Raw genomic sequence first — 17,999 nt, forward strand, 5'->3', positions numbered from 1 at the left:
ACACTGAACAATAGTGGTATCCGTCTCGGCCCTTTGGGAAAAACTTGCACCCCTTCTAGACTACCTCCCGGTGGGAGAGCGGGAAAAGGTGCGGGAGGCCTACCTCTTTGCCGAGGAAGCCCACCGGGGCCAGCTCAGGAGAAGCGGGGAGCCCTACATCACCCACCCGGTGGCGGTGGCGGAGATCCTGGCCTCCTTGCGCATGGACGCGGAGACCGTGATGGCGGGCCTCCTCCACGACACCCTGGAGGACTGCGGGGTGGCCCCCGAGGAGCTGGAAAGGCGCTTTGGGCCAGGGGTGCGCAAGCTGGTGGAGGGGGAGACCAAGGTCAGCAAGCTCTACAAGCTGGCCAACCTCGAGGGGGAGGAGAAACGGGCCGAGGACCTCCGCCAGATGTTCATCGCCATGGCGGAGGACGTGCGCATCATCATCGTGAAGCTGGCGGACCGCCTTCACAACCTCCGCACCCTGGAGCACATGCCCCCCGAGAAGCAAAGGCGCATCGCCCAGGAAACCCTGGAGATCTACGCCCCTCTGGCCCACCGCCTGGGGATGGGGCAGCTGAAGTGGGAGCTCGAGGACCTTTCCTTCCGCTACCTCCACCCCGAGGCCTACCATGCCCTTCTCTCCCGCATCCAGGAGACCCAGGAAGCCCGGGAACGCATCGTTCAAAAGGCCATGGCCATCCTGGAGGAAGCCCTCAGGAAGGATGAGCTCCTCCAGGCCCAGCTTCAGAGCTTTGAGGTGATGGGCCGCCCCAAGCACCTCTACTCCATCTGGAAGAAGATGGAGCGGGAGGGAAAGGCCTTGGAACAAATCTACGACCTTCTCGCGGTCCGGGTCATCCTGGATCCCAAGCCCGCCCTCACGGAGGAAGGGAGGACGTTGAGGGAAAAGCAGGTCTGCTACCACGTCCTGGGCCTGGTCCACGCCCTCTGGCAGCCCATCCCGGGGCGGGTCAAAGACTACATCGCCGTACCCAAGCCCAACGGCTACCAGTCCCTCCACACCACGGTCATCGCCCTGGAAGGGCTCCCCCTGGAGGTGCAGATCCGCACGCGGGAGATGCACCGCATCGCCGAGTACGGGATCGCCGCCCACTGGCTTTACAAGGAGGGCCTCACCGACCCCGAGGAGCTAAAAAGGCGGGTTTCCTGGCTGAAAAGCATCCAGGAGTGGCAGCAGGAGTTTAGCAGCTCCCGGGAGTTCGTGGAGGCGGTGACCCGGGACCTCCTCGGGGGCAGGGTCTTCGTCTTCACCCCCAAGGGGCGGATCATCAACCTGCCCAAGGGGGCTACCCCCGTGGACTTCGCCTACCACATCCACACCGAGGTGGGGCACCACATGGTGGGGGCCAAGGTGAACGGAAGGATCGTCCCCCTCTCCTACGAGCTCCAAAACGGGGAGATCGTGGAGATCCTCACCGCCAAAAACGCCCACCCCTCCAAGGACTGGCTGGAGTTCGCCAGGACCCGCACCGCCAAGAGCAAGATCCGCCAGTACTTCCGCACCCAAGAGCGCCAGGAGACCCTGGAGAGGGGGCAAAGCCTCCTGGAGCGTTACCTGAAGCGCAGAGGCCTTCCCAAGCCCAGCGACAGCCAGCTGGAGGAGGCCGCCAGAAAGCTGGGCCTTACCCCTTCCCCCGAGGAGCTCTACCTGGCCCTGGCCCTAAACCGCCTCACCCCCAAGCAGGTGGCGGAGAAGCTCTACCCCAAGGCCCTTCTCAAGCCGGAAAGGCCCAAGGCACCCCCCAGGAACGAATGGGGAATCCGCCTGGAGCAGGACCTCCAGGCCCCCATCCGCCTGGCCTCCTGTTGCGAGCCCATGAAGGGGGACGCCATCCTGGGCTTCGTCACCCGGGGCCGGGGGGTTACCATCCACCGGGCGGACTGCCCCAACCTGCGCCGCATCCTCCAGGGACCCGAGGCCGACCGGATCATCGGGGCCTACTGGGAGGGGGTGGGGGGCAAGGTGGCCACCCTCGAGGTCCTGGCCCAGGACCGCGCTGGCCTCCTGAGGGACGTGATGCAGGTGGTGGCCGAGGCGGGGAAGAGCGCCTTGGGCTCGGAAACCCGGATCCTCGGACCCCTGGCCCGCATCCGCCTCCGCCTCACCGTGCAGGACGGGGAGCGGGAATCCCTGGTCCAGGCCATAAAGAGCGTGAAAAGCGTGCAGGAGGTGCGCTGGGTCTAGGCGGGCCCGGCTAGAGGAGCCTGACCCACACCTCCCGCATCCTCGGCCCGTCGAACTCCGCCAGAAAAACCTGCTGCCAGCGGCCAAGCCGAAGCCTCCCCCCCTCGGCGGGAAGGAGGAGGTGCACCCCGGTGAGGAGGCTTTTCAGGTGGGCGTGGGAGTTTCCCTCCGCATGCCGGTCCTTGGGATGCACCCTGGGGGCGAGCTCCTCCAGGCGGGCGAGAAGGTCGTGGGCCACATCGGGATCCGCCCCCTCCTGCACGGTAAGGCCACAGGTGGTGTGGGGAACGAAGAGGTACACCAAGCCGGTGTGCCCGGCCAAGACCTCCTCCACCTGGCGGGTGATGTTCACCAAACCTTCCTTGGGGGTGGAAATGCGGATGGCCTTCATCCTTTAAGCATATAGGGCCACGAAGATAGATCCCTTAAGCAAGGGCTTAAGCGTGGCCCTGCCAGGATGGGGTGGTATCAGGCCATGCGGGTGGCCCGCAGGGTAAAGCTCCGTTCCAGGGTGAAGGAGCGGTCCAAATCGCCGAACTCCCCCTGGGCCCAGGCCCAGAGCCCAGGCATGATGCGCTCGTGCACCTCCTCGGGAACCAGCTGGGTGAAGGAGTAAAGCCTTTCCTCCAGGGCCTCGAGGGCCTGGCGGAGGGTGCGCTCCTCCCGCCACTGGACCACCTGCTTGGTCTTGGGCCTAAGGCCAAGCCGCTTTAGGGCTTCCTCCACCTCCTCGAGGCGCTTTCTGTGCAAGCCCCGCACCACCCCCACGCCCTCCGCCTCCACCAGGGAGCGCCACCTTTCCTGGATCAGGCGCTCCTCCTCCGCCTCCATCTCATCCCAGCCTTCCAGAAGCACCCCCCCAGGCTTCAGCACCCTCAGGGCCTCCGCCAGGGCCTTGGGCCAGTCGGGGAGGAGGTGCCAGAGGTGGACCACGATCACCCCGTGCACGCTCTCATCGGGCAGGGGAATGGCTCGGGCATCGGCCTCTATAAGGCGCACCTTGCGCATAACCCCCGCCACCTTCTGGCGGAAGACCTCCAACATGGCGGGATCCTTGTCCAGGGCCAGGTAGCGGTAACCCCGGGCGATGAGGGGCAGGGCGATGCGCCCGGTACCCACCCCAAGCTCCAGAAGCACCGCCTCCTCCCCCCGCATCCCCAGGGCATTCCCTATGGCGGTGGCGATGCGACCCGCCACCTCCGGCGGGTAGGCCCGGAGGCGGTCATAGGCGTAGGCCATGCGTACGGAGGCCTTGGGCATCCTACTTCCCATTTTACGGTATACTTCCCAGCGTGAAAGGACTCATTCTGGCTGCCGGACGGGGCACCCGGCTCCGCCCCCTCACCCATACGCGGCCCAAGCCCGTGATCCGGGTGGCGGGAAGGCCTATCCTTCACTACGGTCTGGAAAATCTCCTGCAAGCGGGGATAAATGAGATCGGGGTGGTGGTTTCCCCGGAAACGGAAAAGGACATCCGGGAGGCCCTTTCGGGCTACCGGGTGCGCTACATCCTGCAAGAGGAGCCCCAGGGCCTGGCCCATGCGGTGGCGGTGGCCAGGGACTTCCTGGGCCAAAGCCCCTTCGTCCTCTACCTGGGGGATAACCTCTTCCAGAAGGGAATCGCCCGCTTTCTCCAGGCCTTTACCCCGGGGGTGAGTGCGGTGATCGCCCTGGCGCGGGTGGAAAACCCCAGCCAGTTCGGGGTGGCGGTGCTGGAAGGGGCAAGGATCGTGCGCCTTTTGGAAAAACCCAAGGAGCCTCCCTCGGACCTGGCGGTGGCCGGGGTCTATGTCTTCACCCCGGAGGTGCTGGAGGTCATCGAGGGGCTCAAGCCCTCCGCCCGGGGAGAGTACGAGATCACCGACGCCATCCAGGGCCTCATCGACCGGGGGAAGAGGGTGGTGGGGGTGGAGGTGGAGGGGTGGTGGAAGGACACCGGCCGCCCCCAGGACCTCCTGGACGCCAACCGCCTCATCCTGGAAGAACTGGAACCCCAGGTGGAGGGGGAGGTGGTGGAAAGCCAGCTCACCGGGCGGGTGGTGGTGGAGAAGGGGGCTAGGGTACGGAAAAGCACCGTGATCGGCCCCGCCTTCATCGGGGAGGGAGCGGTGGTGGAAGGAGCCTACATCGGGCCCTTCACCTCCTTAGGGCCCGGGGCCAAGGTGGTGCGCTCGGAGGTGGAGTACTCCATCCTCGAGGACCACGCCATCCTGGAGGACGTGGCCTTACGCCTCCAGGAAAGCATCCTGGGGGTGGGGGCCCAGGTGAAAAACCGCGATGGCCTCCCCCGGGCCCACCGCCTGATCCTGGGGGATCTCTCCCAGGTGGAGCTGGCCTGAAGAGCACCCCCCATGGCCCGGCTTCTGGACCTCCTTACCGAGGACTACCAAAGCGGCGAGGCCCTGGCCCAGCGCCTAAAGGTAAGCCGCCAGGCGGTTTCCAAGGAGGCGAAAAAGCTTCTCGCCGAGGGCTTCCCCGTGGAGATGAGCCGGAAGGGCTACCGCATCCGGCCCGGCACTCCCCTTCCCCACCTCTTCCACCCCTCAGGGCGCCTCGGCCAGCCCTACCGCTACCTGGGGCGGGTGGGAAGCACCCAGGATGTCCTAAGGGCCTGGGCGGAGGAAGGAGCCGAGGAGGGAGCCCTGGTCCTGGCCGAGGTGCAGGAAAGGGGCCGGGGCAGGCGGGGAAGGCCCTGGGAAAGCCGCCCGGGGGAAAGCCTCACCTTCTCCCTCCTCCTCCGTCCCACCCTTCCCCTCTCCTCCATGGGCCTCCTTCCCCTTCTCGCCGGCCTGGCCCTTTGGCGGGCGGTGGGAGTGGGGGGGATCAAGTGGCCCAACGACCTCCTGGCCCCCGATGGCCGGAAGCTGGCCGGGGTCCTTTTGGAGGCCAAGGCCGAGGGGGAGGAGGTGGCCTACGTCCTCCTGGGAGTGGGGGTGAACGTGGACTGGGCCCCCGAGGGCGCCGCCGCCTTGAGGGAGTTCTCCCCCCTCTCCCGGCGGGAGGTGCTTTCGGGCTTCCTCCTCCACCTGGAAAGCCTCCTCCCCCTTCTGGAAAGCCCGGAAACCCTCCTCTCCCTCTACCGGGAGGCCTCCTACACCCTGGGCCGAAGGGTGCGGGTCCAAACCCCTAAGGGGGTGGTGGAGGGGGTGGCGGAGGCCATCCTCCCCGACGGCAGCCTCCAGGTGGAGGGGGTCAGGATCGGCGCGGGCGAGGTGGCCCTCGTGTCCCCCCTCCGGACCGGGAAGTCCGACCCTTGAGCATTCCAGGCTTAGATTTCCCAAAGCGTTTGTGCTAGGATAAGGCTAGGTATGTTTGCCCGCATCTTCACCAAGGAAGAGGCCGATGCCCTCTTGCCCGAGATCCAGCGGGTCCTCTCCCAGATGCGGCAGGCCCGGAAGGAGCTTTCCGAGGTGCAGGCCCGGCTTCCCGAGGCCCGCGGGCTGGAACGAAGGGCCCTGGAGGAGGAGGCCCGCTTCCTCCTGGGCTCCTTGGAAGCCGACGCCCGTTACCTGGCCTCCCTGGGCGTCTTCCTCAAGGACTTGGACCGGGGCCTGGTGGACTTCCCCAGCCGGGTGGGTGGAGAGGTGGTCTTCCTCTGCTGGCAGGAAGGCGAACCCGAGGTGGCCCACTACCATCCCCTGGCGGGGGGGGTTGCCGAGCGGCGCCCCTTAAAGGGAGAACCTAATGGCCTTCTCCCCCAGGCCTCCCGCCCCGGCGAAACTCGGCCAGGCGCCTAAGGTCCTCCCGCACCAGGTCGTCCTGGCCCGCCAAGGACTCCAGGTGGTGCCTTAACTCATGGAGGAGGGTTTCCCAGACCTCTTCCTCCCAGTCAAACCCCGGCCCCGCCACCTTTTGGAAGGAACCGTAGTAGAGGGCGATGTGCCGCCCGAGCCCCTCAAATCCCCGGAAGGTGGAAGGAGGACCGGGGTCCAGGTATTCCCCAAGCCGCCACACCCCCTTTAGCCCGGGCTCCGGCTTGGCCTGGGGAAGGACGTGTACCCCCTGAAGCTCCCGCTTGAAGGCCTCGGGGATCTCCGCCCAAAGCCTTTCCACCAGCGCCACAAAGGCCTCGTAGGTCATGGCCGATGGTAGGGATGCCCGGCCCTCAGGGTAAGGATCCGGTAGAGCTGCTCCATGAGGACCAAAAGGGCCAGCTCATGCTGCAGGGTAAGGGGGGAAAGGGAAAGGAGGAGGTCGGCTCCCTCACGTACCCCCTCAGGGTACCCTTCGGCACCCCCTACCAAAAAGGCCACCCGTTCCCCCTCCCAGCGCCTCAACTCTTCCCAAAGGCCCTCCGTGGTGAAGAGCTTTCCCCTTTCGTCCAGGACCACCTTGCGGTGGCCCTCCGCCTTGGGCAGGAGGTCCTGGGCTTCCTTGACGAAGTGGACCTCGAGGGAAGCATATTTCCGGATGCGCATCGCATACTCTTCCACTCCCAGCCGGGCGTAATCCAGCCTGGGTTTGCCCACCGCCACCACCCTTAGGCGCACGCCTCCATCCTAAGGCCAGGGTATACTCAGGGCGAAGGGTAAGTGGGACCTAACCCACCCCGATAAAAGAGCCCCAGGCCCTTACCCAGGGCAGGCTCTATGGGCGCCAAAAGCGCCGGAAAAGGAGGGTTTATGGTAAAGGACACCCACCGGTTTCAGCCCTTCACCCCCGAGCCCATAAGGCTCATCGGGGAGAAGGGAGAGTGGCTGGGGGACTTCCCCCTGGACCTCGAGGAGGACAAGCTACGCCGCCTCTACCGGGACATGCTGGCGGCCCGGATGCTGGACGAGCGCTACACCATCCTCATCCGCACGGGCAAGACCAGCTTCATCGCCCCCGCCGCCGGGCACGAGGCGGCCCAGGTGGCCATCGCCCACGCCATCCGCCGGGGCTTTGACTGGGTCTTCCCCTACTACCGCGACCACGGCCTGGCCCTGGCCCTCGGGATCCCTCTCAAGGAGCTCTTCGGCCAGATGCTCGCCACCAAGGCCGACCCCAACAAAGGCCGCCAGATGCCCGAGCACCCCGGCTCCAAGGCCCTCAACTACTTCACCGTGGCCAGCCCCATCGCCTCCCACGTGCCCCCCGCCGCTGGGGCCGCCATCAGCATGAAGCTTCTGCGCACCGGCCAGGTGGCGGTCTGCACCTTCGGGGACGGGGCCACCAGCGAGGGAGACTGGTACGCGGGCATCAACTTCGCCGCCGTGCAGGGGGCTCCGGCGGTCTTCATCGCCGAGAACAACTTCTACGCCATCAGCGTGGACTACCGCCACCAGACCCACAGCCCCACCCTCGCCGACAAGGCCCACGCCTTCGGCATCCCCGGCTATCTGGTGGACGGCATGGACGTCCTGGCCGCCTACTACGTGGTGCGGGAGGCGGTGGAACGGGCCCGCATGGGCGGGGGCCCCAGCCTGGTGGAGCTCCGGGTGTACCGCTACGGCCCCCACTCCTCCGCGGACGACGACACCCGCTACCGCCCCAAGGAGGAGGTGGAGGCCTGGCGCAAGCGGGACCCCATCCTGCGGTTCCAGCGCTTCCTCGAGGCCAAGGGCCTCTGGAACCTGGAGTGGGAGGAGGACCTGCGGGAAAGCATCCGCGCCGAGCTGGAGCGGGGCCTGAAGGAAGCCGAGGAGGCCGGCGCTGTACCCCCCGAGTGGATGTTCGACGACGTCCTTGCGGAAAAGCCCTGGCACCTAAAGCGCCAGGAGGCCCTTCTCAAGGAAGAGCTTTAAGGAGGTCCCCATGGCCCCCATGACCATGGTGCAAGCCCTGAACCGGGCCCTGGACGAGGAGATGGCCCTGGACCCCCGGGTAGTGGTCCTAGGAGAGGATGTGGGTAAGAGGGGCGGGGTCTTCCTGGTGACGGAAGGCCTCCTGCAGAAGTACGGCCCCGACCGGGTCATAGACACCCCCCTCTCCGAGGCCGCCATCGTGGGAGCTGCCCTGGGCATGGCCGCCCACGGCTTAAGGCCCGTGGCGGAGATCCAGTTCGCCGACTACATCTTCCCCGGCTTCGACCAGCTGGTGAGCCAGGTGGCCAAGCTCCGCTACCGCTCCGGCGGGCAGTTCACCGCCCCTTTGGTGGTGCGGATGCCCTCCGGGGGCGGGGTCAAGGGGGGGCACCACCACTCCCAAAGCCCCGAGGCCCACTTCGTCCACACCGCCGGGCTCAAGGTGGTGGCCGTCTCCACCCCCTACGACGCCAAGGGCCTCCTCAAGGCCGCCATCCGCGACGAGGACCCGGTGGTCTTCCTGGAGCCCAAAAGGCTTTACCGCTCGGTGAAGGAGGAGGTGCCGGAGGAGGACTACACCCTTCCCCTGGGCAAGGCGGCCCTGCGGCGGGAGGGGAAGGACCTAACCCTCATCGGCTACGGCACGGTGATGCCCGAGGTGCTCCAGGCGGCGGAGGAGCTGGAGAAGGCGGGGGTTTCCGCCGAGGTTCTGGACCTCCGCACCCTCATGCCCTGGGATTACGAGGCGGTGATGAACTCCGTGGCCAAAACGGGAAGGGCCGTGCTGGTATCCGACGCCCCCCGGCACGCCAGCTTCGTCAGCGAGGTGGCGGCCACCATCGCCGAGGACATCCTGGACATGCTCCTCGCCCCTCCCATCCGGGTGACGGGGTTTGACACCCCGTACCCCTACGCCCAGGACAAGCTGTACCTGCCCACCGTCACCCGCATCCTCAACGCCGCCAAGCGGGCGTTAGACTACTGATATGCCCAAGGAGCTTATTTTCCTGGTAGAGGAAGCGGAGGAGGGAGGCTACGTGGCCCGGGCCCTCGAGGAACCCATCTTCACCCAGGGGGAAACCTGGGAGGAGCTTAAGGAGATGGTGCGGGATGCCGTGCGTTGCCACTTCCCCGAAGGGGAAGCCCCCAGGGTCATCCGCTTGCATTTCGTCCGGGAGGAGGTTCTGGCCCCGTGAAGCTTCCCCGGGATCTCCATGGGGAGGAGCTGGCAAAGCGCTTATCCCGCCTGGGTTACCAGGTAGTGCGGCAGACGGGAAGCCACCTTCGCCTCACCTGGAACGAAGGAGGCCAGGAGCACCACCTCACCATCCCCCGCCACCATCTGGCGGGGATCCTACGGGAGATTGCGGAGGCGCGAAACCTAACCCGGGAAGAGCTTCTTAAGCTTTTAGACCTGTAAGGAGGCCTATGCCCAAGGAAATCCTCATGCCCGAACTGGCGGAAAGCGTGGTGGAAGGCGAGATCCTCAAGTGGCTGGTGGAGGAAGGGGACTACCTCAAGAAGGACCAGCCCTTCGTGGAGGTGATGACCGACAAGGTCACGGTGGAGCTACCCTCCCCCTACGAGGGGGTGCTTTTGAAAAAACTGGCCAAGGAAGGGGAGGTGGTCAAGGTCCACGCCCCCATCGCCCTCCTGGCGGAGCCCGGGGAGGCCGTGGCTGGGGTAAAGGTGGTAAAGGAGGAGGCTCCGCCCGTGCAAGCGGTGGAGGAGCGCTCCATCGTGGAGCCCGGGCTTCCCCCAAAGGAGGAAAAGGAGGATCTCTCCCTCTTCAAACCGGACACCACCCAGGTGGCGGTGAAGAACCCCTTCTTAAGAGGCCAAGCGGAGCAGGCTCCCAGGGAAGGCCAGGCTCCAGGCCGCATCCTGGCGGTGCCCGCCGCCCGGAAGCTGGCCCGGGAACTGGGGATTCCCCTCGAGGCCATCCCCGGCTCCGGCCCCATGGGCCGCATCCGGGTGGAGGACGTGCGGGCCTATGCCGAACAGCTTAAGGCCCAGGCCGTACCCCCGCCCCCAAGCCCCAAGGAGGCCCCAGCACCCCTTCCCACGGGCTTCCCGCCCCCACCCCGCTACACCCCCCCCAAGGGCTACGAGCACCTGGAGGAGCGCATCCCTCTAAGGGGCATCCGCCGCACCATCGCCCAGGGGCTTTGGCAAAGCCACCTCTACACCGTGCGCACCCTGAACGTGGACGAGGCCGACCTCACGGAACTGGTGGCCCTGAGGGAGCGCCTGAAGCCCGAGGCCGAACGCCAGGGGGTGAAGCTCACCTACCTCCCCTTCATCTTCAAGGCGGTGGTGCGGGCTTTGAAGAAGTACCCCATGCTGAACTCCAGCCTGGACGAGGAAAGGCAGGAGATCGTCTACAAGCGCTACTACCACCTGGGCCTGGCGGTGGCCACGGAAAGGGGGCTCATCGTGCCCGTGGTGCGGGACGTGGACCGGAAAAACATCCTGGAGCTGGCCCAGGAGATCGCCGAGCTCTCCGCCAAGGCCCGGGAAGGAAGGCTCTCCCCCGAGGAGGTCACGGGTTCCACCTTCACCATCACCAACATTGGCTCCGTGGGGGCTTTGATGAGCTTTCCCATCATCAACGTACCCGAGGCCGCCATCCTGGGGGTGCACTCCATCCGGAAGCGGCCCTGGGTGATGCCGGATGGCTCCATCCAGGCGAGGGATATCATGTACCTCTCCCTCTCCTTTGACCACCGCCTGGTGGACGGGGCCGAGGCGGCCTCCTTCACCCGGGAGGTGATCCGGCTCCTGGAGAACCCCGACCTGCTCCTTCTGGAAATGTAGGATGGACCCCATGAAGACCTACGACCTCATCGTGATCGGCACCGGACCCGGCGGCTACCACGCCGCCATCCGGGGAGCCCAGCTCGGGCTTAAGGTTCTGGCGGTGGAGGCCGCCGAGGTGGGGGGCGTGTGCCTGAACGTGGGGTGCATCCCCACCAAGGCGCTTTTGCACGCCGCGGAAACCGTACACCACCTCAAGGGGGCCGAGGGCTTTGGCCTGAAGGCCAAGCCCGAACTGGATTTCAACAAGCTCGGCGCCTGGCGGGATGGCGTGGTGAAGAAGCTCACCGGGGGCGTGGCCGGGCTTTTAAAGGGCAACAAGGTGGAGCTTTTGCGGGGCTTCGCCCGCTTCAAGGGACCCAAGGAGATCGAGGTAAACGGCGAGGCCTATGGGGCGAAAAGCCTCATTATCGCCACGGGAAGCGAGCCCATGCCCTTAAAGGGCTTTCCCTTCGGGGAGGACGTGTGGGACTCCACCCGGGCCCTAAGGGTGGAAGAGGGCATCCCCAAGCGCCTTTTGGTGATCGGGGGCGGGGCGGTGGGGCTCGAGCTTGGCCAGATCTACCACCGCCTGGGCTCGGAGGTGACCCTGATCGAATACATGCCGGAGATCCTCCCCGCAGGCGACAGGGAAACCGCCGCCCTCCTGCGCAAGGCCCTGGAGAAGGAAGGCCTTAAGGTACGCACGGGCACCAAGGCGGTGGGTTACGAGAAGAAGCAGGATGGCCTCCACGTGCTCCTCGAGGCCGCCCAGGGAGGCAGCCAGGAGGAGATCGTGGTGGACAAAATCCTGGTGGCGGTGGGCCGCAGGCCCCGCACGGAAGGGCTCGGCTTGGAAAAGGCCGGGGTCAAGGTGGACGAACGGGGCTTCATCCAGGTGAACGCCCGCATGGAAACCTCGGCCCCCGGGGTCTACGCCATCGGGGATGTGGCCAGGCCCCCCCTCCTTGCCCACAAGGCCATGAAGGAGGGCCTGGTGGCCGCCGAGAACGCCGCCGGCAAGAACGCCCTCTTCGACTTCCAGGTGCCCAGCGTGGTCTACACCGGTCCCGAATGGGCCGGGGTGGGGCTTACGGAGGAGGAGGCAAAGAAGGCGGGGTATAAGGTCAAGGTGGGGAAGTTTCCCTTTTCCGCCAGCGGCCGGGCCCTTACCCTGGGTGGGGCGGAGGGCCTGGTGAAGGTGGTGGGGGATGCGGAGACCGACCTCCTCCTCGGGGTCTTCGTGGTGGGTCCTCAAGCGGGGGAGCTCATCGCCGAGGCCACCTTGGCCCTGGAGATGGGGGCCACGGTTTCCGACCTGGGCCTCACCATCCACCCCCACCCCACCCTCTCCGAGGGGCTCATGGAGGCGGCGGAAGCCCTCCACAAACAGGCCATCCACATCCTGAACCGCTGACCCAACCAGGTTTCCCGGTGGGGCTTCTGCCCCACCGGACCCTTAAAAGCCCAGGGCCCCGAGAAGCCCGTAAAGCCCTGCCCCCAGGAAGACGGCCACGCCCAGGTTCCCGGTGAGCCCAAGCCCCAGATAGGTGCCAAGAAGGGCCAAGGCCGCCCGGACCCACTCGGAAGAAGGAGGCGGGCTAAAGGCGGAGACCAGGAAAAGGGCCACCACCAAGGCGGGCCCTGCCTGGCCCGCCCTTAGGCCTTTTTCCGCCCGCCAGGGCAGGAACCGGAGGAGAAAGGTGCCCAGGGCCAGAAGGAGAAGGGCCAAGGTCATGGACGCCTCCTTTCGCCAAATCCCTCTCCAAGGAGCCCGGTGACCCCTGCCAGGAAGAGGCCCCAGGCCGTCTGGCCCAGGAGGTGGAAGCCCAGGGCCACCCCGCCCGCCAGCAGGGCCACGGGGTTCTTCAGGTGGGGCAGGGCCAGGAGGAAGAAAAGGGCGGGAAGGGCGAAGGAAAGGGCCTCCCCCAAACCCGGGAAGGCCAAGAGCCCCTGGGCCCCCAAGACCCCGAGGGCGGTGCCCAGGTTCCAGGAGAGGTAGGCCCCGAGGCCCAAGCCCAGGAAGTAGCCCCGCCTTTCCCCTGGGGGAAGGCCCGGGAGGGCCCTCAAAGCCACGGCGAAGACCTCATCGGTGAGAAAGAAGGCCTCTAGGGGACCTCCCCTCAGGTAGGGCCTCAGGGCGGGGCCGTAGAAGGCGTGGCGCAGGTTGAGGAGAAGCCCCAAAAGGGCCGCCAACAAGGGCGGGACCCCCTGGGCCAAAAGCCCCACCAGGGCGAACTGGCTGGCCCCGGCGAAGACCAGGAGAGAGGTGAGCTGGATCCAAAGGGGGCTGAGCCCCGCCTGCGCCCCCAAAGCGCCGAAGGCCACGGCCACGGGGAAATACCCCAAGGCGATGGGCCAAGCTGCCCGTAGCCCCCGCTTCATTTGGGCCTCCTCAGGAGGAAGAGGTGGGTGCCCCCGTCCCAAGAACCGCGGCCATGGGTGGCAAACAAACGGTGGTGGTGCTCCAGCTCAAAGCCCACGGCAAAGGCCAGCTCCAAAAAACGGCGGGGATAGGTCTTGGTCTCCACCTCGTAGTCCAGCCCGGCCAGAAGGGCCTGGAGCTCCAGCCGCGCAAAGGTAGCGAAGGCATCGGAACGCGTTTCAAGGTCTTGCAGAGCCTCCTCGGCCAAGGCCCTAAGGCCTCGGGACTTTCCTTGCAAGGCTAGCAGGCGTAAAGCCCAAAGGGCCTCCGTTTCCTCCAAGGGAAAGGGGAGCAGGTAGGCCGTGTGGTGAAGCACCAGGTTCCGGGCCCGCTCCTCTCGGGTGGTGAAGGGACGCAAAAACTCGTCCGCCACCGCCAAAAGGCCCCCAGGGCGCAGGAGCCGGTAAGCCTTCTCTAAGAAGCGCCACGTGGACATGTGGTGGCTGGCCCCCACGCAGACGATCAGGGGAAAGGTTTCCTCCGGATCCAAAAGGGTGAAATCCTCAGGCAACACCTCCACGCCTGGGATCAACTGGGCCAGGGCTTGCCTCGAGGCCGGACTGGGTTCCACCGCCACCGGCTCCAAATGGGGCAACAGCTCCAAGAGCAGGAGAAGGTGATGCCCAGGCCCCGTGCCCACGTCCAAAAACCTTCCCCTCTCCAGGCCCACGGCCTGCAACCCATAGGCCAGAAAAAGGGGCTGCCTGGCGTAGCCGGGATGGAGGAGTTCCACCCGGGCGTAGAGGTCCACCGAGATACGACTTTCCCCATTCTCTTCCTTTGAAGAGCCCACAGGAGGCCGCGCGGTTTGGACGAGAAGAGAGGCCGGGTCGGCCACTTCCCCCTTAAGGAGCAACCCCTCCCAAGCCAGGGTGCGTAGGAGGAGGCTGGGGCTTTGCCCATGGGACCTCAGATCTTCTGTAGGGGCATGGAGGAGGGCCAAGGCCTCGCCCAAAAGCCCCTGGGCCTCGAGGCGGGGTAAGGAGGCCAAAGGGAGGCTAAAGAGGTAGGTGCGGTTTGCGCCCCAACGAACAAAAACCCCTTCCTGGAACCCCGGCGCAAGCCAGCGGCCTTCCAAGGCCAGACCCCCCACCCCTAGGCTCACCTCCCGCAGGGCCAAGGAGGCCTTCTCCGGGCTACCGGCCTCCCCTTGCGGCCGGGGAGGCAGTGGGTAGTGCAGGAAAACCAGGAGGCTCGCCCCCTCCTCGCTGGCGTACACATGGGGTTCATCCCCAGCGAACTCCACCTCTTCCCCCGGCCCCACCTCCCTGCCTGGAGGCGGTCCCACCCTGGCCTTCCCCCTTAGGCCGATGACCCGCTCACGAAGCCCCCGCTCGTGCGCCTCCGCCCAACGCACAGAACAGGGGGAGAGGTCCATACGGTACACCTCCAGCGGCTCACCCGACCGCCCTCGGGTTCGTTCAATAAGTTGAACCGTAACGCCCTCATCGCCTACAGGGCGGGCTTGGACCAACTCACCAAAGGGCACCTCCAGGGCCTGGGCCAAGGCCCAAAGGGTGGCCAAGGTGGGGTTGGCGCGTCCCGCTTCCAAGGCGTGAAGAAGCGATTTCGCCACCCCGGCTTTGGCCGCCAAGCCAGACAGGGTCAGCCCCTTGGCCTGGCGCAACCGGCGGAGGTTTTGCCCCACTTCGTAGAACAGATCGTTCTTCATACAGAACACCTTAGGGGGACGTCCCCCAAAGGTCAACCCTTCCCCTTCTCCCAGGGAGAAGGGGCCCCCAACCTGGTTTTCCGGCGAATCTAAGGCGGGGTATAGGGCCGACCCAGCGGACCTGAGGAGAGAACCCGGGGTCTTTTCCCCGTACAGCGCATTTAACCTGAGGGGCGGAAGCTCCGGATGAAGTCGCCGGGGGTGAGGACCCTTAGGGGGAGATCCTGACGGGCCATCAAGGGACCGAAGTGGCGGGTATCCCCGGTGAGGAGAACAGAAGCCCCTGCGGCCACGGCGGCGGCGAGGAAGGGAAGGTCTTTTTCGGGCACCAGGCCCTCCATCCAAGCCTCGCCTTTGGCTTCCGGCACCAAGCGCACCACCTTGAGCCGGTCCTTGAGCCCTCTAAGGGCTTGGGGTCGTTTGCGCACGAGGTTTTCCCGGGCCTCCAGCAGGCAGTAAGGGCTTGTGGCCAGCCGGTACCTTCCCTTCCTGGCCCCCAGCCAGATCGCCTCAAACACCTCCCCCCCGAGGCTTGCCGAGAAAAGGACGTTGGCGTCCAAAAAGACCAACTCAGAGGCCCCAGGCCCGGCGGAAGGCATCCAGCTCCTCCGGGGTGACCTGGGCGTTTTCGGCGAACTCCCGGATGCGCTCCTCCGTGTAGAGCTCCACGGGCAACACCACCGCAGGCTCCAAGACAACCCTGCCCGCTTCCACCCGGACCACCAAGGTGTCCCCCGGCTTCAAGCCCAAGGCCCGGCGTACCTCCGCGGGGAGGGTGATCTGGCCCCGTTTGGAGAGGGAGGTAAGCGCCTTCATGTTTTCAGTATATCCGAAGACCGGAAATACAGAAGACCCCTCACAATAGCTCCCCGAGGGCCGAGACGTCTTTGCAGGGTATTGATGAACCAATTCCCCACCATTAGCATTGCGCCATGAGGCGAACCGAGCACACTCCTTTGCTGGAACACACGCCCAAGGCGGGATGGGCAAAGTTCTGGATGCTTAAAGGAGGAGGCGATGAAGGTTTCCCTTGAAGCGCTGGCCGCGGGGATAGGGGAACCCTTTGGGTCTTTCGACCTCAAAGAGGCCACAGACCTGGCCGAGCGCGCCCTCGAGGCCGCCCTCGTCCAGGGGGCCGAGGCCTTCGTCCTCACCTACTCGGGGGGCAAGGACTCCACCGCCACCACCGTCCTCACCCTGGAGTGGTGGAAGCGCCGGGGGAAGCCCGTGGAGATCCACGTGGTCTACGCCGACACGGGGCTGGAGATCCCCACCCTCCACGCCCAGGCCCTGGCCTTCCTGGAGGCGGTGAAGAGGCTCCACCCCGGGGTCCACGTTCACACCGCCCGCCCCCGCCCCGAGGAGAGCTTCTGGGTCCAAATCATCGGCAAGGGCTACCCCCCGCCCCACAACCGCTTCCGCTGGTGCACCCGCAGGTTGAAGATCGCCCCCATGGACCGCCTGGTCCAGAGCCTTCCCGGGAAGAAGGCCATCCTCACGGGGGTGCGCTTCGGGGAGTCGGACGCCCGGGACCAGAGGCTCATCCTCTCTTGCTCCCGGGGCGGGGAGTGCGGCCAGGGGGTGCTCTTCCAGGAGGCCAAGCGCCTGAATGCCCTCTACGTGGCCCCCATCGCCTTCTGGCGGGAGTGCTTCGTGTGGGACTACCTGAACTTCGTGGCCCCCTCCCTGGGCTACCCCACGGAGGGCCTGGAGGCGGTCTACGGGGGCCGGGACACCCGCTTCGGGTGCTGGACCTGCACCGTGGTGCGGCGGGACAAGGCCATGGCGCGGGCCCTGGAGAACGGCCACGCCCACCTCCTCCCCCTCTACGAGTTCCGGGAGTGGCTTTGGGCGTGGACCCGGGATCCCCGGACCCGGGAGAAGCGGAAGGACGGCAAGCCCGGGAGGCTCACCCTGGAGGCCAGGCGGGAGGTGTACCGGAGGTTGAAGGAGGTGGAGGCGAAGCTCGGGATGGAGTTCCTCACTTCCGAGGAGGAGGCGCTCATTCAGAAGCTGTGGCGTTCCGGGAGGTACAATGGAAAACGCAGGTGAACTCCTATGCCGTATGCGGGAGAAGGAAGCAATCCCCTTGGCCTCAAGGACTTCCTTGACGATCTCAGGCTAGACCACTACCAGGATCTCCTGCGCGAGCTAGACGAGCTTTACCAAAAACTCAAGCAGGAGCGCCAAGTGCCCTTGCACGGGGACGGGGAGGCCTACCCTCTCCTCACCCTCACCGTGGACGGAGGCGAGGGACGCGCCTTCGAAGAGCTTCCGCTCCTCTCCTTCGGCCTCGTGCGCGTTGCCGCAGTGGGGGTGAAGGGTTTCCGCCTACCCTCCATCGCCCACCTCCTCCCTGGGTATGAAGTCCTACGGGATCCCAAGGGCTACCTGGAAGGTCTCCTCGAGCGCTCCGAAGAAAGCCCCGCCGCTGATGCTTTGAAGACCTTCTTCCGGGCCACAGGCATCTCCCTGGAGGATCTGGGAGAATACTACACCAAGGACCTCAGGGCCTTCATGGGGATCTTCCGGGACGTCCTGGAGTGGGCCTACCTGGTTTGGGGGGTGGAGAAGGTCTTGCAGGAAAGTTACAAAGACTACCTTTTCATCAAAGACGGGCGCCTTGCGCAATTGGGCGTCAGAGAGAGTTTCCGCTCTAAACTACAGAACTACTTCGCAAGGAAGCACCTCCTTCTTGCTGGGGTCACCAAACGCTCCCGCCTCCTCGCTGAAGGCCTCACCTCCTTGGTGATGGCGAGGCTTTTCGCCGAAGCCAGGGGAACCTTCGTGCTCCAGGTCCCCCAGGAACTCATGGAGAAGGCTTACCGCTACGAGCGCCAGTGGAACGCCGACCTCGAGGGAGCCTTCGTCATGGGCAGGCGTTACGTGGCGCGCCTCCTTGAGGACACCTTTAGACCTCAGGAGGGTGTGGCCATCTTTGATCTCCCCCCCTACTTGGGGGAGGAGGATGCCGTTAAGGTAGCCCGAAGCCTAAGGGCACACCGTAGCGTCCTCTATGGGGGGAGTGTGGGAACGGTGGTAGAGGCCCACGGGAGGGCCTCCGTGGCCAGGTCCATCCCTCGCAGGATGGAGGAGGAGATCCTCGCTCGGTTCAGAAAGGCCTTTGGCGAAGATCTCGCCAAGAAGCTCACTGAATGGCTCAGGCTGGCAGACAGGGAGGACTGA

The 17,999-nt window shown here is 65.9% G+C and carries 21 protein-coding genes; 12 read left to right on the top strand and 9 right to left on the bottom strand.

Translation table 11 applies throughout. The annotated features are described in order from the left end of the window. Positions 1-13 precede the first annotated feature (13 nt). Complete coding sequence (locus G584_RS0111430) at positions 14-2,194, top strand: RelA/SpoT family protein (protein ID WP_157626431.1); 2,181 nt, start codon at positions 14-16, stop codon at positions 2,192-2,194. A 10-nt stretch (positions 2,195-2,204) separates the two neighbouring features. Here the strand turns inward: G584_RS0111430 and G584_RS0111435 are convergent, their stop codons facing one another. Then, positions 2,205-2,585, bottom strand: a complete 381-nt coding sequence (locus G584_RS0111435; RefSeq protein WP_015716171.1) for a secondary thiamine-phosphate synthase enzyme YjbQ — start codon at positions 2,583-2,585, stop codon at positions 2,205-2,207. Positions 2,586-2,662: 77 nt separating this feature from the next. Next, complete coding sequence (locus G584_RS0111440) at positions 2,663-3,454, bottom strand: class I SAM-dependent methyltransferase (protein ID WP_028494705.1); 792 nt, start codon at positions 3,452-3,454, stop codon at positions 2,663-2,665. Between the two features lie 32 nt (positions 3,455-3,486). Here G584_RS0111440 and G584_RS0111445 point away from each other — a divergent pair, with 32 nt between their 5' ends. Genes G584_RS0111445 through G584_RS0111455 form a run of 3 tightly spaced genes read left to right on the top strand, consistent with a single transcriptional unit; the run spans position 3,487 to position 5,931 of the window. Beyond that, positions 3,487-4,533, top strand: coding sequence for a glucose-1-phosphate thymidylyltransferase (locus tag G584_RS0111445; RefSeq protein ID WP_028494706.1), 1,047 nt, complete (start codon positions 3,487-3,489; stop codon positions 4,531-4,533). A gap of 12 nt (positions 4,534-4,545) precedes the next feature. Continuing rightward, complete coding sequence (locus G584_RS0111450; RefSeq protein ID WP_028494707.1) at positions 4,546-5,451, top strand: biotin--[acetyl-CoA-carboxylase] ligase; 906 nt, start codon at positions 4,546-4,548, stop codon at positions 5,449-5,451. 51 nt (positions 5,452-5,502) lie between these two features. Then, a complete protein-coding gene (locus G584_RS0111455; RefSeq protein ID WP_028494708.1) occupies positions 5,503-5,931 on the top strand; it encodes a DUF2203 domain-containing protein in 429 nt (142 codons plus the stop codon). On the opposite strand, the gene G584_RS0111460 is transcribed toward G584_RS0111455, so the two are convergent. Next, a complete protein-coding gene (locus G584_RS0111460) occupies positions 5,876-6,274 on the bottom strand; it encodes a metallopeptidase family protein (protein WP_028494709.1) in 399 nt (132 codons plus the stop codon). The genes G584_RS0111455 and G584_RS0111460 overlap by 56 nt on opposite strands. Beyond that, the gene (locus tag G584_RS0111465) at positions 6,271-6,684 is read right to left on the bottom strand and encodes a 23S rRNA (pseudouridine(1915)-N(3))-methyltransferase RlmH (RefSeq protein WP_028494710.1); all 414 of its coding nucleotides are present in this window, start codon (positions 6,682-6,684) and stop codon (positions 6,271-6,273) included. Before G584_RS0111465 ends, G584_RS0111460 begins: the two co-directional genes overlap by 4 nt. Positions 6,685-6,816: 132 nt before the next feature. Here G584_RS0111465 and G584_RS0111470 point away from each other — a divergent pair, with 132 nt between their 5' ends. The 6 genes from G584_RS0111470 to lpdA are packed head-to-tail and all read left to right on the top strand — an operon-like array spanning position 6,817 to position 12,133. After that, positions 6,817-7,920 carry a thiamine pyrophosphate-dependent dehydrogenase E1 component subunit alpha gene (locus G584_RS0111470; protein WP_018111074.1) on the top strand — a complete coding sequence of 368 codons (1,104 nt, stop codon included), beginning with the start codon at positions 6,817-6,819 and terminating at the stop codon, positions 7,918-7,920. 10 nt (positions 7,921-7,930) lie between these two features. Continuing rightward, the gene (locus G584_RS0111475) at positions 7,931-8,905 is read left to right on the top strand and encodes an alpha-ketoacid dehydrogenase subunit beta (protein WP_028494711.1); all 975 of its coding nucleotides are present in this window, start codon (positions 7,931-7,933) and stop codon (positions 8,903-8,905) included. 1 nt (position 8,906) lies between these two features. Beyond that, entirely contained in the window at positions 8,907-9,116 is a 210-nt protein-coding gene (locus G584_RS0111480; protein ID WP_015716163.1) for a type II toxin-antitoxin system HicB family antitoxin, read from the top strand. Continuing rightward, on the top strand, positions 9,113-9,340 hold the full coding sequence (locus G584_RS0111485) for a type II toxin-antitoxin system HicA family toxin (RefSeq protein WP_028494712.1): 228 nt from the start codon (positions 9,113-9,115) through the stop codon (positions 9,338-9,340). Before G584_RS0111480 ends, G584_RS0111485 begins: the two co-directional genes overlap by 4 nt. An 8-nt stretch (positions 9,341-9,348) precedes the next feature. Beyond that, positions 9,349-10,737 (top strand): dihydrolipoamide acetyltransferase family protein, encoded by a 1,389-nt coding sequence (locus G584_RS0111490; RefSeq protein WP_028494713.1) that lies wholly within the window; start codon positions 9,349-9,351, stop codon positions 10,735-10,737. Between the two features lie 10 nt (positions 10,738-10,747). Continuing rightward, a complete protein-coding gene (gene lpdA / locus G584_RS0111495; RefSeq protein WP_028494714.1) occupies positions 10,748-12,133 on the top strand; it encodes a dihydrolipoyl dehydrogenase in 1,386 nt (461 codons plus the stop codon). Between the two features lie 42 nt (positions 12,134-12,175). Here lpdA and G584_RS0111500 read toward each other — a convergent pair whose 3' ends face one another. From G584_RS0111500 to G584_RS0111525, 5 genes are all read right to left on the bottom strand, one after another. Continuing rightward, a complete protein-coding gene (locus tag G584_RS0111500; protein ID WP_028494715.1) occupies positions 12,176-12,454 on the bottom strand; it encodes a hypothetical protein in 279 nt (92 codons plus the stop codon). Continuing rightward, positions 12,451-13,101 carry an AzlC family ABC transporter permease gene (locus G584_RS0111505; RefSeq protein ID WP_008630546.1) on the bottom strand — a complete coding sequence of 217 codons (651 nt, stop codon included), beginning with the start codon at positions 13,099-13,101 and terminating at the stop codon, positions 12,451-12,453. Before G584_RS0111505 ends, G584_RS0111500 begins: the two co-directional genes overlap by 4 nt. Beyond that, positions 13,098-14,813, bottom strand: a complete 1,716-nt coding sequence (locus G584_RS0111510; RefSeq protein WP_083964895.1) for a helix-turn-helix domain-containing protein — start codon at positions 14,811-14,813, stop codon at positions 13,098-13,100. The genes G584_RS0111505 and G584_RS0111510 overlap by 4 nt, the downstream gene beginning before the upstream one ends. 161 nt (positions 14,814-14,974) lie before the next feature. Further along, entirely contained in the window at positions 14,975-15,412 is a 438-nt protein-coding gene (locus G584_RS0111520) for a PIN domain-containing protein (protein WP_028494716.1), read from the bottom strand. Beyond that, entirely contained in the window at positions 15,384-15,629 is a 246-nt protein-coding gene (locus G584_RS0111525) for an AbrB/MazE/SpoVT family DNA-binding domain-containing protein (RefSeq protein ID WP_024118851.1), read from the bottom strand. Before G584_RS0111525 ends, G584_RS0111520 begins: the two co-directional genes overlap by 29 nt. A gap of 201 nt (positions 15,630-15,830) precedes the next feature. Here G584_RS0111525 and G584_RS0111530 point away from each other — a divergent pair, with 201 nt between their 5' ends. Both G584_RS0111530 and G584_RS0111535 read left to right on the top strand, forming a co-directional pair. Further along, positions 15,831-16,865, top strand: a complete 1,035-nt coding sequence (locus G584_RS0111530) for a phosphoadenosine phosphosulfate reductase domain-containing protein (protein WP_028494717.1) — start codon at positions 15,831-15,833, stop codon at positions 16,863-16,865. Between the two features lie 6 nt (positions 16,866-16,871). Next, positions 16,872-17,999 (top strand): hypothetical protein, encoded by a 1,128-nt coding sequence (locus G584_RS0111535; RefSeq protein WP_014628919.1) that lies wholly within the window; start codon positions 16,872-16,874, stop codon positions 17,997-17,999.

It is taken from the genome of Thermus antranikianii DSM 12462, from assembly GCF_000423905.1.
Lineage (GTDB): Bacteria > Deinococcota > Deinococci > Deinococcales > Thermaceae > Thermus > Thermus antranikianii.